The following is a 16,611-nucleotide window of genomic DNA, read 5'->3' as shown; positions in this document are numbered from 1 at the left end:
TTTTTATAACAAACGAAAACTTTCATCTTTAAGGTTAAGTGTCCCATTGAGGGCGCTATCGATAGTCGCAAGCATAGCTTCTTTGTCTTTAGGCAGACGACCACTGAGGGAAAAATAATTTGACGCGTGATTTGCCTGAAACTGAGCTCGTTTAAGCTCGATTGCGGAAAGCATCATTCGCAATTCATGAAACAATTGCCCCTGATCAAGTGGTTGAAAACGGCGAGCCTGCAACTCTCTAAACAGCGGCGTATTGTCCAGTATCATCAGTGTAAGAACGGCTATCTGGCTTGGTTCCATTTGGTTAAGAACTGCTGCCGTTGCTTGAGCATGATCCAAGGAAGCCTCAATTCCAGCAATACCAAGCAGACAGGTAACAGAAAGAAACATCCCGGCAGTCCGGACACGTCTACCTGCCGTTACCATCTGTGCGCCATCAACGCCTTTACCGATTTTGCGCAATGTAGAATCATGACCGCTTTCCAGCCCCATATAAATGCGACTCAGACCCAGCTCTTTATATCGGCAAAGCTGCAGATCGCTTTTTCCCTCTATATTATGACAGTTAGCATAAGATGCAACACGCCTTACCCAAGGCAGCATTTGCCGAATAGAGGTAAGAAGCTGCACCATCAATTCATGGGGCAAGGCAAGGGCATCACCATCAGCAAGAAACATTGTTTTTTGCCGGGTACACCATCTGGCGGCAAATTCCAGATCATGTTGAATAGTTGACCATTGCTTAACCCCATAGCTTTTCTCACGATATGCTCCACAAAATGTGCAGTGATTATGAGAGCACCCCGTAGTTACCTGCAGGATAATGGAATTTGCTTCGCTGGGGGGACGTATAATATCGCCCTGATAATCCATGATAAACGTTCTTTAGTAACAGAGAGACCTGGTGATTTTTTCAACAAACAGGCCAAGAGACCTCTGACAGAGGGTGGGAGAACAACGGGGAAGGAGGCTGTACCGCGGTTTTTTCTCCGGGGTACAGCCTTTCTTTTTGCTATCCGTTATTTTTGGCAAAATCCGCCATAAAATCAACAAGTTTCTCAACACCTTCCCGTGGAAAGGCATTGTAAATAGATGCCCGGCATCCGCCTATGGAGCGGTGTCCTTTTAAGCCATCCAGACCAACAGCAGCAGCTTCAGCAATAAACTGCGCCTCCAGTTCCGGAGTTGGCAGATTAAAGGCGACATTCATCAGAGATCTTGAATCTTTTTCAGCGTGTCCTCGATAAAAATCCGTGCTGTCAATGGCTGAATATAACAGAGCAGCCTTTTCCTGGTTGATTTTTTCAATACCCGGAATCCCACCAAGCTCCTTCAACCAATTCATAACCCTGCCAACACAGTAAATAGGAAAACAAGGAGGTGTGTTAAACATGGAGTCCTTGTCTGCATGGGTTTTGTATTTGAGCATGGTCGGTACGGTTTCTGCTGCACGGTCCAGCAGATCTTCTCGAATAATCACCAAGGTAACTCCGGCAGGTCCCATGTTTTTTTGAGCACCGGCAAAAATAATTCCGAATTTAGAAACATCAACAGGTCGAGAAAAAATATCTGATGACATATCTGCAATCAGCAAAGTATCTTTGTCCGGCATATGAGGAAACTGGGTACCGTAAATGGTGTTATTAGTGACAAAGTAGAGGTACTCACTCTGCTCGCTCACACTGTATTCACCATCTGTGGGCACACGATTAAACGATTGGTCTTCGCTCGAATAGGCAACCTCTATATCTCCGAAGAGTTTCGCCTCTTTGATTGCTTTTTTGGACCAGGTGCCTGTATTCAGATACGTTGCTTTTTTCCCAGGCCCAAGCAGGTTCATGGGAATCATAAAAAACTGGGAAGAGGCACCACCCTGCAGAAAAAGTACCTTGTAATTATCCGGCACTCCCAAAAGTTGTCGTATCAGACGGTCGGTCTCATCAGCAATGGCCATAAACTCTTTTGAGCGATGACTCAATTCGATAAGGCCAATCCCCTTGTCATTGTAATTGACAATATCAGTAGCTGCTTCCTGCAGTACGGAATAGGGCAGGGTAGCCGGCCCTGGGCTGAAATTATATATTCTCTCAGGCATAGTGTTCTCCTTATTAAAAATGATGACGAACAGAAAGAGTGCAGTAAGTGCAATTGGAGTACTGGTAAATCTTACTGGTGGTGAATTTGACGTATTGCTTCGTACAAAACTATTCCGGCGGTCATTGCTAAGTTGAGACTGCGAATCCGGGAATTACTCATCGGAATTGTATAACAACGGTCATGGTACAGTGCAAGAATTTCTTCCGGAACGCCTTTCGTTTCCTTCCCGAAAATCAGTTTTGCCCCTTCTGAAAAAACAGCTTGCGTGTAGCTTCGCTGTACCTTGGTCGTAAGAAAAAACAGCTCACTTTCATCTTGTTGTTCAAGAAATGTATTCAAGTCAGGCCAATGGTTAATAGACACATATTCCCAATAATCAAGCCCTGCTCGCTTAAGATGCTTATCATCGACGCTGAATCCTAAGGGGTGGATAAGATCAAGCACGGCATCGGTTGCCCCACACAATCTGGCTATAGATCCAGTGTTTGGCGGTATTTCTGGTTCGACAAGAACGATATGCAGCGGTTTCATAATCCCTTCCGGCAAGGTTGGCGGTAACAGTTAAGGACACGTTTGTACATGATAATGATTGAGGTTGCAAATTTAAAAAATCGTCTTACATTCATGTGTTGCTTTTAAGGTACGGCCTTGGAGTGTGGTATAAAAACAGTTTGCTCACAAAAAACATCTGTTTATCCAGAAGGTTTCTGCCCACTATTTGCTCATTGTATGGGGTTACATCTATTATAGAGGCAAGCCTTCGTAGTATCTTGAAGACACCGTTTTTCAGGATTTTTTAAATTTACAAAAATCCACCCAACATCTCGATATGTGGTTACGTAGTAACACTACCTTGCATCGGCAAGGTAGTGTTACGCCGTCATCATCAAGTTTTAACAGTTGGAATATTTCTGATGCACAGGTAGATATATGGCGCTCATAGTTCAAAAATTCGGCGGCACCTCGGTGGGGTCCGTTGAAAAAATTCAGGCAGTGGCTGACAGAGTTATTGCCGAGCATAAAAAAGGCAACCAAATGGTTGTCGTTCTCTCGGCAATGTCCGGAGAAACAGATAAATTAACAGGACTTGCACAAGCTGTCCAGAATCGCCCCAGTTCCAGAGAAATGGACATGTTATTGTCAACAGGGGAGCAGGTAACGATTGCTCTGCTTGCAATGGCTGTTAAAGAAAGGGGAGTGGACGCCGTAGCACTGCTAGGCGATCAGGTCTCGATCCACACCGATTCTACCCATACCAAAGCACGCATAAAAAATATTGATTCTCACCTGATAAATGAACACCTTAACAGTGGTAAAATTGTTACTATTGCCGGGTTTCAGGGAGTGGATGACCACGGTAACATCACAACACTTGGCCGCGGTGGATCAGACACGACCGCTGTTGCCCTGGCTGCAGCCCTGGAAGCCGATGCCTGTGAAATATTCACTGATGTTGAGGGGGTCTATACAACTGACCCGAACATCTGCACTAAAGCACGAAAAATTAATCAAATCTGCTATGATGAAATGTTAGAACTTGCCAGCCTTGGGGCCAAGGTTCTTGACATCAGAGCTGTGGGCCTTGCAAAAAAGTACAAGGTTCCGGTTCATGTTCGATCTACTTTTACTGATACTATTGGCACCTGGGTGGTTGATGAGGATAAAATTATGGAATCTTTGCTTGTTTCCGGCATTACATATAACAAAAATGAAGCTCGAATTACTATCAAGAAGGTGCCGGATCGTCCTGGAACTGCCTCACAAGTCTTCCTTCCGATTTCTGACGCGGAAATCCTCGTCGACATGATTATCCAGAATACCCGTGACGGTCACCTGACAGACATGACTTTCACTGTTATGCGCAATGATTATGAACGGGCCATGGAAATCGTCACCGAAATTGCCCAAGATATTGGTGCTGGTTGCGTTACCGGTGATCAACACATCGCCAAGGTGTCCATTGTCGGCGTTGGCATGAGGAATCATTCCGGAATTGCTTCAACAATGTTCCACATCCTGTCGAAAGAAGGGATAAACATGATGATGGTCTCCACTTCTGAAATCAAGGTATCTTGTATTATCGACGAGAAATACACAGAGCTTGCCGTTCGCGCGCTGCACGATGCGTTTGCCCTTGATAAAGACAACATGCCGCTTGAGGAAACCAACTAGTATATGAGTAGATCCATAGAAATTTACGATACGACCTTGAGGGATGGAACCCAGGCCGAAAATTTCAACCTTTCAGTGGATGATAAAGTAAAGATATCCAAACAGCTTGACCGTTTGGGTATCGATTTTATTGAGGGTGGATGGCCGGGCTCCAATCCGCTTGCCATAGATTTTTTTCGTAAAATGCAGGGTGTTGAACTCAGGCATGCAAAATTAACTGCCTTCGGCTCAACGCGGCACTTTCACAACAAAGCGGAACAGGATCAAAACCTGCTGGCACTTGTTGATGCCAAAACCCCTGCTATCACTATTTTCGGGAAAAGCTGGGATATTCATGTGACCGAAGCCTTGCGAATCAGGCTGGAGGACAACCTCCGGATTATCGAAGATTCTCTAGCTTTTTTACGACCCCAGGTCCAGCACCTCATCTATGATGCCGAACATTTTTTCGACGGTTTTAAGAACAATGCCGAGTACTGTCTGGCGACCATAGGCAGTGCTGTTAGAGGCGGTGCGGAAACCATTGTCCTTTGCGATACCAACGGGGGGACTTTGCCCCATGAAATCCCTGCTATCATCAGCAAAGTAAAAGAATATCTTGCTGATCTGGGATCACAGGTCAAGCTTGGCATTCATTCTCATAACGATTCTGAAACAGCGGTTGCTAACGCATTGATCAGCATTAATCTCGGCCTTGATCAAGTGCAGGGAACTATCAACGGTTTTGGCGAACGTTGCGGTAACAGCAATTTGACCTCTATTATTCCTGCGCTGGTTTTTAAGATGGGAATGGAATGCGAAGTAAAAAATAATATCGACCAACTCTGCACCACGTCGCGCCTGGTGAACGAACTTGCCAATCTACCCCATGATCAATATCAGCCCTATGTCGGCGAATCAGCTTTTGCCCACAAGGGAGGCATTCACGTTAGTGCCGTCCAAAGAAACCCATTAACCTACGAGCATATAGAACCAGAGAAAGTAGGCAATATTCGCAGGGTCCTGATTTCGGATCAGGCAGGCCGGGCAAACATCATGTCCAAGGCCAAAAAATACGGTATTTCTCTGGAACCGGACGATCCACTGATGTCCTCCATCATTAACGAATTGAAAGAACGTGAAAATCAGGGATACCAGTATGAGGCGGCTGAGGCAAGTTTTGAACTTTTAATGCGGCGCACCCTGGGGCTGCAGCGCAAATTTTTTAAGCTCGAAGCCTTCAGGGTTATGAACCACAGATACAGTATGGGCAGACCGCCTGTTACCGAAGCCACTATCAGGTTACATGTCGGTGGAAGTGAGGTACACACAGCCGCTTTGGGCGATGGGCCGGTCAATGCTTTGGACAAGGCGCTTCGAAAAGCATTGACCCGCTTTTATCCCAGTTTAAACGACATGGAACTGGTTGACTACAAAGTGCGGGTATTGACGGGAGAATACGGTACCGGCGCTCAAGTACGCGTGCTTGTTGACAGCACGGATGCCGCGAACCGCTGGGGAACCGTTGGTGTTTCCGTCAACATCATTGAAGCCAGCTGGCAAGCACTTGTTGATAGCATTAATTACAAATTGCTCAAGGATGACAAGACAAAGCGATAGTGAGGATGGCATAAACACTCCCTATGCCCACTGCAAGGACAAGCGTGTGCTTGTCCTTGCAGTTTTAGGGGGCCTGCTTTTCATAACTCCTTGGCTCAATCAGCAACAAATCGCGCCAACACAGAAAAATCTATACATCCTTGAAGGGCAACACCTCTATGTACAACGCCTCGCAGCCGGCACCGAATTGGAACCAATCACCGATGTTCAATCGCTGCAACGCAATGCCGGACACCCTACAGGCTCTGCAACGGCGACCGCCAATCAGCCCGTTTCTCCGGCATTGTTAAGTCGCTTTTTCAACTTTGGGTTCCCTTTAAACAAGGCTACAATGAAAGAGTTAGAACTTTTACCAGGTATAGGACCCAGCCTTGCGCGAGAGATTTACACCCATAGGATGCAGTCTGGTAACTTTACTTCTATCCACGAGTTACAGGCTATTCCCGGTATCGGCGAGAAAACTTTACAGAGGCTGAAGCCTCTTCTTGATTTTGGACAATGAGACAAAAACAACAAATCATCTCAACACCTGTAATTGTTCTTGTCGGTCCGACAGCTATTGGCAAAACAGCACTTTCACTCAGGATAGCTGAGCAGTTCCACTGTGAAATTATCTCCATGGATTCGATGCAGGTCTACCGCTACATGGATGTAGGTACGGCCAAGGCATCACTCGAAGAACGTACACAGGTACCACATTATCTCATTGATATCTGCGATCCAGACGAGCAATATAATGCAGCACGGTTTGTCAATGATGCATTGGATGCCATAAACGATATCGCTGCACGAGGCAAGGTTCCTTTAATCACCGGTGGAACCGGTCTCTATCTTTCTTCGCTCCTCAATGGTTTGTTCACGGATGTTCCAGTACAGGAATCCGTTCGACTGGAAGTTCGCAAGCGATATGAAGAGAAGGGGAGGGAAGCAGCATATGCCGAACTATTACAGATAGATGCAGTGGCAGCTGAGCGAATACATATCAATGACACACAGCGCCTCCTAAGAGGGCTGGAGATATTTCACAGTACCGGTATTCCATGGTCCCTACATCTGGAATCTCAACAACAGCAGCAGCCACCAATATCTTTTCAGCACCTGCTTGTCATTGGATTGACCTGTGAGCGCTCACGGCTGTACGAACGGATTGAAAAAAGGGCAGGGATAATGATGAAGACCGGCCTTATGGAAGAAGTGAAAAAGCTCCAAAAAATGGGCTTTAACGACCAGCTTACGTCTATGCAGGCAATTGGCTACCGACATGCGGTTCAATATCTCAACGGTTCACAGCCACTTGAAGAAACAATCAAAGAGCTTGTCCGCGATACCAGAAGGTATGCAAAACGGCAAATGACATGGTTTCAAAAACAGAGGCAACTACAGTGGTATGAACAAGATAATGACGCTGCTGTTCTTGCTGATATTCAGCGCATGATACAAAAAGCGCAGAGGTAACATTTTGCCGGACAACCTATCATTGCATAAGAGCGCCAGCCCGCCACAGAGTAACGACAGGGAATACAGCCAGTTAGCAGGCAAATTTAACCTACCGCTTCCTCTTGCAACTATTCTTTATAACCGTGGTTTTAAAGCAGAGGAAAAAATAGAGAATTTCCTTTATCCGGACTTTGCCCACCTGCCCAAACCAGAGCAAATGCTGGGCATGGCAGATGCAGTTGCATGTATCGTAAGGGCATGTGAACAATCAAAACACATAATCATCCATGGCGACTACGATGTAGATGGCGTAACGGCTACCGCATTACTGGTGAAATTCTTTCAGGGAATTGGCCTGGAGGCAACCTATTATATTCCCAACCGACTCACTGACCATTACGGTTTTACAACGAATTCCGTCGACAACATACAAGCACAAATAGGCGATGAACCAACCCTGCTGATCACTGTAGATTGCGGCATCACCGCGCATGACACCGTAGAATATGCTAGAGAAAAAGGGTTGGAAGTCATCATTACCGATCACCACGAGCCGGCAGACATTCTTCCTGATGCAGCGGCAGTTATAAATCCTAAACAAAGCCAGTGCTGTTTTCCTTTCAAAGAACTGTCTGGAGTAGGGGTGGCCTTCTTTTTCGTTGCAGCTGTACGCAGGGCACTGATTGAAAAAAACTTTTGGAAAAATTCCGCTGCCATACCCAACCTCAAACAATATCTGGACCTCGTCGCTCTTGGCACGATAGCAGACGTTATGCCACTTGAAGGGACAAACAGAATTCTGGTACGAGCCGGCCTTGAAGTGCTGAACCAAAAAAGACGAGTTGGTATTTTCACCCTTGCTGAACAGTGCGGCATGTACCAGGCCGACCTCATCCAAGCCGAAGACGTCTCCTTTAAATTGGCACCCCGTATTAACGCTGCCGGAAGAATGGGCAAGACGGAGCATGCGATTAAGCTGCTGCTCACAGACGAAATGGCGGTGGCAAAAAGATCCGCGAGCAAGCTTGAAAAACTTAACTCGACGCGTAAAAAACTTGAACGTGGTGTTTTAGAAGAAATTTTTTCAGAATGTGAAACACTAAAAAAAGAGGGCGCATTCGCCCTTACCATTTTTCACAAATCCTGCCATCCTGGAATTCTCGGCATTGTTGCTTCGCGTATTGTCGATAAATTTGATTGTCCAGCCATTGTTGTTACCATGGAACATCCAGGCGACAGCGACAACTGTATCCTCAAAGGATCGGGGAGATCTATTGAAGGGATAAATATTTACCAGAAATTAGGATTATGCAGTAAATATCTTGAGCAATTTGGAGGCCACCCCATGGCTATTGGCGTGACCTTACATCAGGAAGCATTTCCAGCTTTCAGGGCAGCCTTTGACGATTGTTGTACGGAAAAGGACAGTTCGTTGAGTGCGCGACAGATCTACGTAGACTATGAGCTCACTTCAGAAGACCTCACATCGGATACATTGCTCGCCAAATTGCAACTTTTCCAACCTTTTGGAGAGGCAAATCCAGAACCCCTTTTCGCCCTTAAACAGGTTTACCTGAAAAACGTGAAAGATGTAAGCGGACATTTAAAATTCTCTCTTCCAACCGCATCTAACAATGCAGTCAATGGCATTGGTTTTTATCTGGCAGAGAAAATTACCACTGTAAAAGAAGGGCCTGTAGATATTATTTTTAAACTCAAACGATCCTCCTACAGAGGGGTACAGCGTAAAGAAATACAGTTAGTTGATGTATGCAAACCCAACTAGACAAAAATTTAACATAATATATATTATGCGACATTGTAACATTCTAGAAATCATGTCTGCCTGATATGATTGAACATTTCAAGTTAAACATAGATAAACAAGGCTCTGCACAACGCCTTTAAAATATTAATAACCCCAGGAACGCCATGAACAGAGACATTTACCAAGAGCCACTTGTTTCCCGATACACCAGCAAAGCCATGCAGGAACTTTTTAGTGAGCGCTTTAAATTTACTCACTGGAGAAAATGCTGGATTGCACTTGCCGAAGCACAACATGAACTCGGTTTAGCAGCTGTGACGGAGGAAATGATTAATGAGCTCAAAGCAAATGTTGACAACATCAACTTTGATGTTGCTATTGAAAAAGAAAAAGAAATCCGCCACGACGTTATGGCTCATGTCTTTGCCTACGGCCGGCAATGCCCTCTGGCTGAGCCCATTATTCATCTGGGAGCAACATCACAGTTTGTAGTCTGCAACACCGATCTTATGGTGCAGAAGCTGGCTCTTGGCCTGATAAAGCAATCCCTTTTGCGTGTTATTCAGAATCTTGCCACTTTCAGCCTACAACAAAAAGCAACAGCCACCTTGGGTTATACCCACTATCAACCAGCCCAACCGACCACTGTTGGTAAAAGAAACACGCTCTATATCCAGGACCTTATTATGGATCTGGAATATATTGAACACCTTGAAAAACAAATCAAGGCACGCGGTGCCAAAGGCACAGTCGGCACGCAAGCCACTTTTATTGAACTCTTTAATGGCGACCATGAAAAGGTACGCGAGTTGGATAGACGGGTTGCCGAGAAACTTCATTTTGATAATGTTTTTTCAGTCACCGGGCAAACCTATCCCCGAAAATTGGATATGAAAACCAGTGAAACTCTTGCCGGCATTGGTAGTTCTGCTCATAAATTCGCAGTCGACCTACGGTTGCTCTCTAACCTCAAAGTTCAAGAAGAACCCTTTGCGAGTAAGCAGGTTGGCAGCTCAGCCATGGCCTACAAGAGAAACCCCATGCGCTCTGAAAGAATGACCGGACTTGCACGAAAGCTCATGGGACTACCGGCTAATTTCGGGGCAACCGCTGCTAACCAATGGTTTGAAAGGACCTTGGATGATTCTGCAATTCGCCGAATGGATATAGCCCAGGCATTCTTATTGACCGATGCCATTTTAAAGCTATATATTAATATTACTAATGATATGGTTGTATATCCGAAACAAATTGAAAAATATCTTCGCGAAGAACTTCCGTTTATGGCGACAGAAAAAATTCTTATGGCCTGTGTCGAGCGTGGCGAAAGTCGCCAGGAAATGCACGAAATCATACGCGAATATTCTGTTGAAGCCGGCGCTGCTGTGAAAAATCATGGTGTTGCCAATGATCTGCTACAGCGGCTTGGGAACGATGACCGCGTTCCTTTTGGTCAAAAAGAGCTGGATGACCTGCTTGGCAACTATCAGGAATTTACAGGACGAGCTGCTGAACAGACAGAAGAATACCTTCAGGAAGAAGTACAACCACTGCTGGAAAAACACAAGGATGCATTATCCGGAGACATTGACTCAACCTTAACTGTGTAGGACATCTAGTTGAAAAAAGAAGTTTTTAACGCCACCACTTACACTATATATCTTCGTGTACGCAAAGAAAAAATTGGCTGGTTAAAATTTATTATTGAAGGGTATGATGGGCTTGCGACACTATCAACCCTATCAGTATCTGAAGGGTTAATCAAAATCTGGACAACCCACTCTTCTCTTGCACAGTTGTTCGCCCTGCTCAACGCTGTTGCAGGAGAGGTAACGCCCTTCCCTACTCCAACACATGTTGCTCCTCTTGGCTGATTATTCATGGAAAAAAGACTCTATATAAAAACCTTTGGCTGCCAGATGAACATACGGGATTCTGAAATCATTGAGCAGCTTCTAGCCCAGGATGGCTATCTTGCCGTGGATGCGCCGGATCATGCCGATGTTATTATTCTTAACACTTGCAGTATACGTGCAAAAGCCGAGCAAAAAGTATTCAGCCTTCTAGGTCAACTCCGCGACACAAAAAAACAGCATCCCACCCTTCGTATTGGTGTTGCTGGTTGCGTTGCCCAGCAGGAAGGCGACCAAATCTTTAAGCGAATGCCCCATGTTGATTTTATTGTCGGTACCCAGCAAATCTACCAACTGCCCGAAATCCTTTATCGACTCAATGAGGGACAGACAGTGCATGAAAAGGCTACAGATCTTGACAATACCTTCTCTATCCCTCCCTTCCAGCAACTTCTGACCAATAAAACCACCCCCAAAGCGTCTGCTGAGAGCGGGTTAAAACGTTTTGTTACCATTATGCAGGGGTGTAACAACTACTGTAGCTATTGTGTGGTGCCCTACACCAGAGGAAGGGAAATCAGTCGTCCTGTAACTGACATTGTAGAAGAAGTAGAGATTCTAGTAGACCAGGGAGTAAAAGAGATAACCCTTCTCGGGCAAAACGTTAATTCCTATGGCATGACTAATGCTGTTGCGGACACACCTGTTTCCTTTGCCCAATTATTGCGCCAGGTTGCTGCAGTTAAAGGACTCGGACGACTCAGATTCACCACCTCCAACCCCAAGGATCTTTCCGAAGATCTTATGCGCTGTTTTGCAGAGCTCGAAAATCTGTGTCCCCATTTTCACCTTCCTGTTCAATCAGGCTCAAATCGCATTTTGGCACTGATGAACCGGAAATATACCATTGAAGAATACCTTCAAAAAGTTGAAACTCTCCGTTCCTATCGTCCTGAAATCGCTCTTGCTACCGATATGATCATTGGTTTTCCAGGAGAAACAGATGCCGATTTCGAACAAACCGTCGACTTACTCAAAACTGTCCAATATCACGGTTCTTTTTCCTTTAAATATTCGGATCGTCCCTTCACTCGATCAGCCGATTTTCCTGATAAAGTGCCTGAAGAGGTAAAAAGCGAGCGATTGAGGATTTTCCAAAACCTGCAGGATGAAATCAGTCTTGCTCGGAATAATGATTACTTAGGTCACAAAGTGGAAGTAATGGTGGAAACCGTTACTGCAAAAGAGTGCAAGGGGCGCACCTCGACAAATCATATTGTTCATTTCGTTCAACCCCGGGATACCCTCGCCCCCGGTGATATCGCGCATGTAACGATCAATCATGCCGGTAAACACTCCTTGAAAGGGCTAATCACTTGACAACACCTTCTATTGGCGGCTAAAAGAACTTTTCCTATTAACCATTTTGATACTATGAGCATCATAGGTATAAAAATGATTGAACTCCACACGCATACTTTTTATAACGATGGTGCCCTGATTCCTTCCGAACACCTTCGCCGAGTTGAAATGAGGCTGTCGCCATCAGATTGAGTAAAGAGCGTTATCAGCAGTTACGCAAAGATATGCAGCAACTCGTCAATGCTCTTTAATATATCTGACTAATTGACTGGTCCCGGATCTCTGCCGCGGGGCTATTCTTCATTCTACACCTTTGCAGTAAATTGCTAATGAATTGACAATATATTGGTTTTTATGTAAATAATGACATTCCATTCCTAAAAACATTCTTCCTTCTCTGGAAAAATGCTAACAATCCGTTCACAAAAGGAGGTCTCGCTTGACTGGTTTTGAAGCTATTACACACCATAATGGATGGGCTATGGCAGTAGTGGGTGCAACGATTGTAATATCCGGTCTTGCCATCCTGTCCCTTATTATTTCTCAACTACATAAAGTCATCGGCTTATTGGAGAAGAAAAATAAAGCTCCTGTGGTTGAGATTCCCGAAGAAAATTTAAAAGAATCAGCTTCTGCTGAAAATTGCCCCGCTAACATCGAAGTTACGCTGGAATTATATCGACCTTTAATCGAGGAACTTGATGAACAGTTCCAACTTGCCGACCTTTATGCGCTTGCTAAAAAATATCATCTGCACCACCCCCATCTTTCGATTCGGTGTCTCCGTGATTCCGGCACACTCGAATCCTTAGGCGATGGCTTTTTCCGCTTGGTAGGGTAAATTTTTTCTTTTTCTGTATCTGTTTAAGGGAGGAACGAATATATGGAGCTTCTGGAACTGTTTTTACAATTTTTTAGCAACACCGGATTTTTCCTTGCTGATTATCGCAATATCATCATGCTGGTAATCGGCATTGTCTTTGTTTATCTTGCCATCGCCAAAGAATACGAACCACTGCTGCTATTGCCCATTGGCTTTGGAGTTATTGTCGGCAACATTCCTTTTTTCAAAGGTTTCGGCATCGGTATTTATGAGGCAAACAGTGTTCTCCATTATCTGTACTTTGGTGTTACTTCAGGTGTCTACCCCTCAATAGTTTTCTTGGGGCTTGGTGCCATGACCGACTTTTCATTTTTACTCAGCAATCCCAAATTGATGCTTTTGGGAGCGGCTGCTCAGATGGGCATTTTCTTTACCCTGTTAAGTGCGTTGGCACTTGGATTCGCCCCCAATGAAGCCTCGTCCATTGCTATTATTGGTGGTGCAGACGGTCCAACTTCCATCTTTCTGACAGCTAAGCTCGCTCCTGAACTTATCGGTCCCATAGCGATTGCTGCCTATTCGTATATGGCTCTGATACCCATTATCCAGCCGCCGATAATGAAACTGCTCACAACCCACAAAGAGCGGGTCATTCGCATGCCGGACCTTCGCGAGGTTTCCAAAAAGGAACGCCTGATCTTTCCTGTGGTGGGTATCATCCTGTGCTGCTTTCTCGCACCTGCATCCATTCCATTGCTTGGCCCGTTCTTCTTCGGTAACCTGATGAAAGAAAGTGGTGTGGTAGAACGCCTGGCCCAGACTGCCCGCACAGCTGTCATAGATACCGCAACAATCTTTTTGGGTTTTACGGTTGGTGCAAGTACCCAGGGTGATGTTTTTCTCAATCCTAAATCAATTGGTATTTTTATCCTCGGCGCAGTCGCTTTTAGTATCGCCACCGCATCCGGAGTCATCTTTGCCAAAATAATGAACCTGTTTCTCAAACAAAAAATCAATCCGCTGCTCGGAGCCTCAGGCGTTTCCGCGGTTCCCGGATCTGCTCGTGAAGTCCACATGATGGGATTGAAATCCGACCCGACCAACTACCTGTTAATGCATGCTATGGCCTGCAACTCCTCCGGTGTAATCGGCTCAGCCATATGTGCAGGTATTTTATGGAGTTTTAGCATGAAGTAGCCTCCCTTCTTAACAGATTTTCTACAAAAAGCGGTTTCTCAAAACAGGGGAAACCGCTTTTTTTGTATTCAATCAAGTAAGATACGGAGAACGTTTGCCGTACGATCAAACCTTCAAAACGATGCTGCGGCTGTGGGCAACCCTCATTTGTAGTGACCTTGCCGCCAAGAGATGATGAGTGCAAACAAAAAAAGAGGAGAACTGCAATAAATGATTAAACGAGATCCCGGTTTAAGGTAGTTGTTGTCTTGTAACCACCGAGGTTTCGATTAAAAAACTCTGCTATTTCTGAGGTTCATGAAAACGTAACCAAAGATTTACTTACACGTAAACAAGCGTTAATGTATTTTGATTTTTATTGTTTCTTAGTAATTATTCATCGAAGGTATAAAAGCTGTCAATTTACCTCGTACTGTAACTTTTCAAGAGTGCTCCAAATGTTTACAAGCTGACTGATTAGCAGATAAGCCCCGACTTCGGTATATCGCTATCCTGGGCGGGCAGATCTTAATAGTCGGCGTGTTGCTGAAGAGTTACGTTTCTTATCACTAATTTCCACTCAAGGTTTTCCTTTGAAAAAGAAACTGCAACTCCTTTTTTGTTTATTCCTTGGCGGCTGTACAGGAATACCAGGCAATCTAGCTCCCATCCAGAACTTTGAGGTCAACCGATACCTGGGCACATGGTATGAAATTGCCAGGCTGGATCACTCTTTTGAACGCGGCCTCACCGATGTGAGTGCGGAATACAGCATGGCGCCCAACGATACGATCCGGGTTGTAAATCGCGGGTACTCAGTGCAAAAGGGTAAATGGAAAACCGCTGAAGGAGTGGCTAAGTTCGTCCAATCCCCAAATATTGGACACCTCAAGGTGAGTTTTTTCGGCCCTTTTTACGGATCATATATTATACTTGATATAGACAAAGAAACCTATCAATACGCTCTTGTCTGCGGTCCAAACAAGGAGTATCTCTGGATACTTTCAAGACAGCCCACTCTTGATAAACATGTTCTCTCACAACTGATAGCTCAAGCTCAGGCTATGGGATTCCCAACAGAGGAACTTATTATTGTACCCCATACAAAAAAATGACAATTTGCAGAGAATAGATTCTATCATTGAAACCAAAGGCATCACAATCTGGTACACAGATGGCAAGCGCCTCATTCTTCTCTCTATAAGCAAGAGCAATATCTCAGCTCCCGTGAACACAATTTTATAGGAAAAGTACAGTCCAGGACATTCGTCATGATACCTCCCCAGCTACCACCAAGAAGTCCAAATGCGCTCGACATGCTTGTGGGGCTGCTCGTCCTTTTTCTTCACCTGCCCACAATGGCGTTGGCAGACGACATTATACATCCCCGGCCATATCAACGAAAAATTCTCCTTACCGGTTTTACCAGGGCCAAGCAAATAATGACAGTAAGCAGCGAGGTGGCAGGAAAATGCCTCAAAGTCTTTGTCGATAAAGGAGACAACATCCCCCCATCAGGACAACTGGCAGCTATTGATTCAACCTTCTTAGTCCTTGATCTCCGCGCAAACAAACTGGCTCAAGAAAAAATACAACTACAGCTCGCCAACGAAAGAAAGACGTTGGAGCGGTATACCACTTTACACGGACAGAAATCAGTGCCCCAGGCTACCCTTGACGAGGTAAGCCTTAATGCGGAATTGCACCAAATCGCCTTGGAAAATCTCCGTAATGAACAGCGCCGTCTTGAAGAGCAGCAGACACGATATATTATACAAGCACCTCCAGGTTGGAAGGTTCTTGAACGGTTGGTTGAACCTGGAGAATTTGTCCAGTCGGGACAATCAATAGCACGGCTTGGAGACTACCGGCAGGTTATTGTCCCCCTCGCGTTGAGCATCAACGAACTGGAGTCGTTACGACAGACTCAAGATATTCCACTTTTGCTGCCAGACTTAAACACTACTGTCAGCGGAAAAATATATCGAATCTCACCGGGATTTGATGCAAAAATAAAAAAAATTCCGGTCGAATTGATCCTCGAAACCTCTGAAGTGATTACTCCAGAGATTCTTCGCGGCGGGCTACGGGTTCAACTCCATCTCAACCTGCAAGAGAAAAGCAACGTTTTTCTCCTGCCGCTTTCAGCAATAATCCAACGTTACGATGCACACTGGGTGGTCAGATCCGACGGGAAAAGAGAAAAAGTAATATTTCTTGGGACCTCGCAAGATGGTTTATCCGCCATCATTTCTGCTAAAGACCTGAGCACACAAGACAAACTGCTCAAAACCATACCACCAGATTTTAAGCCGTGATACAGC

Annotated in this window: 15 protein-coding genes; 12 read left to right on the top strand and 3 right to left on the bottom strand. The window is 45.1% G+C overall.

What is annotated here, in order from left to right; genetic code table 11:
* Positions 1–3: 3 nt before the first annotated feature.
* The 3 genes from JWH17_RS04040 to JWH17_RS04030 form a co-directional block, all read right to left on the bottom strand.
* On the bottom strand, positions 4–873 hold the full coding sequence (locus tag JWH17_RS04040; protein ID WP_205221288.1) for a radical SAM protein: 870 nt from the start codon (positions 871–873) through the stop codon (positions 4–6).
* Between the two features lie 139 nt (positions 874–1,012).
* A complete protein-coding gene (gene serC / locus JWH17_RS04035) occupies positions 1,013–2,095 on the bottom strand; it encodes a 3-phosphoserine/phosphohydroxythreonine transaminase (RefSeq protein ID WP_205221287.1) in 1,083 nt (360 codons plus the stop codon).
* Between the two features lie 71 nt (positions 2,096–2,166).
* Complete coding sequence (locus JWH17_RS04030) at positions 2,167–2,628, bottom strand: tRNA (cytidine(34)-2'-O)-methyltransferase (RefSeq protein WP_205221286.1); 462 nt, start codon at positions 2,626–2,628, stop codon at positions 2,167–2,169.
* 399 nt (positions 2,629–3,027) lie between these two features.
* Here JWH17_RS04030 and JWH17_RS04025 point away from each other — a divergent pair, with 399 nt between their 5' ends.
* The 12 genes from JWH17_RS04025 (at position 3,028) to JWH17_RS03970 (ending at position 16,605) form a co-directional block, all read left to right on the top strand.
* Positions 3,028–4,269 (top strand): aspartate kinase, encoded by a 1,242-nt coding sequence (locus JWH17_RS04025; RefSeq protein ID WP_205221285.1) that lies wholly within the window; start codon positions 3,028–3,030, stop codon positions 4,267–4,269.
* Between the two features lie 3 nt (positions 4,270–4,272).
* Entirely contained in the window at positions 4,273–5,868 is a 1,596-nt protein-coding gene (cimA, locus tag JWH17_RS04020) for a citramalate synthase (protein ID WP_205221284.1), read from the top strand.
* Positions 5,849–6,370, top strand: a complete 522-nt coding sequence (locus JWH17_RS04015; RefSeq protein WP_205221283.1) for a ComEA family DNA-binding protein — start codon at positions 5,849–5,851, stop codon at positions 6,368–6,370. The genes cimA and JWH17_RS04015 overlap by 20 nt, the downstream gene beginning before the upstream one ends.
* The gene (miaA, locus tag JWH17_RS04010; protein WP_205221282.1) at positions 6,367–7,323 is read left to right on the top strand and encodes a tRNA (adenosine(37)-N6)-dimethylallyltransferase MiaA; all 957 of its coding nucleotides are present in this window, start codon (positions 6,367–6,369) and stop codon (positions 7,321–7,323) included. The genes JWH17_RS04015 and miaA overlap by 4 nt, the downstream gene beginning before the upstream one ends.
* Before the next feature lie 4 nt (positions 7,324–7,327).
* Complete coding sequence (recJ, locus tag JWH17_RS04005) at positions 7,328–9,091, top strand: single-stranded-DNA-specific exonuclease RecJ (protein WP_205221281.1); 1,764 nt, start codon at positions 7,328–7,330, stop codon at positions 9,089–9,091.
* A 146-nt stretch (positions 9,092–9,237) separates the two neighbouring features.
* On the top strand, positions 9,238–10,683 hold the full coding sequence (gene purB, locus JWH17_RS04000) for an adenylosuccinate lyase (protein WP_205221280.1): 1,446 nt from the start codon (positions 9,238–9,240) through the stop codon (positions 10,681–10,683).
* 9 nt (positions 10,684–10,692) lie between these two features.
* Positions 10,693–10,947, top strand: coding sequence for a DUF4911 domain-containing protein (locus tag JWH17_RS03995; protein ID WP_205221279.1), 255 nt, complete (start codon positions 10,693–10,695; stop codon positions 10,945–10,947).
* A 6-nt stretch (positions 10,948–10,953) separates the two neighbouring features.
* The gene (gene miaB, locus JWH17_RS03990) at positions 10,954–12,306 is read left to right on the top strand and encodes a tRNA (N6-isopentenyl adenosine(37)-C2)-methylthiotransferase MiaB (protein ID WP_205221278.1); all 1,353 of its coding nucleotides are present in this window, start codon (positions 10,954–10,956) and stop codon (positions 12,304–12,306) included.
* A gap of 421 nt (positions 12,307–12,727) precedes the next feature.
* Positions 12,728–13,129 carry an OadG family protein gene (locus JWH17_RS03985; protein WP_232370884.1) on the top strand — a complete coding sequence of 134 codons (402 nt, stop codon included), beginning with the start codon at positions 12,728–12,730 and terminating at the stop codon, positions 13,127–13,129.
* Between the two features lie 42 nt (positions 13,130–13,171).
* The gene (locus tag JWH17_RS03980) at positions 13,172–14,308 is read left to right on the top strand and encodes a sodium ion-translocating decarboxylase subunit beta (RefSeq protein ID WP_205221277.1); all 1,137 of its coding nucleotides are present in this window, start codon (positions 13,172–13,174) and stop codon (positions 14,306–14,308) included.
* Between the two features lie 572 nt (positions 14,309–14,880).
* On the top strand, positions 14,881–15,402 hold the full coding sequence (locus JWH17_RS03975) for a lipocalin family protein (protein WP_205221276.1): 522 nt from the start codon (positions 14,881–14,883) through the stop codon (positions 15,400–15,402).
* A 156-nt stretch (positions 15,403–15,558) separates the two neighbouring features.
* Positions 15,559–16,605: an efflux RND transporter periplasmic adaptor subunit gene (locus tag JWH17_RS03970; RefSeq protein ID WP_205221275.1), complete on the top strand. Its 1,047-nt coding sequence runs from the start codon at positions 15,559–15,561 to the stop codon at positions 16,603–16,605.
* Positions 16,606–16,611 lie beyond the last annotated feature (6 nt).

Origin of the sequence: Desulfogranum marinum (genome assembly GCF_016918565.1) — a bacterium.
GTDB lineage: Bacteria > Desulfobacterota > Desulfobulbia > Desulfobulbales > Desulfobulbaceae > Desulfogranum > Desulfogranum marinum.
This window is presented reverse-complemented; position numbering and strand designations above follow the sequence as displayed.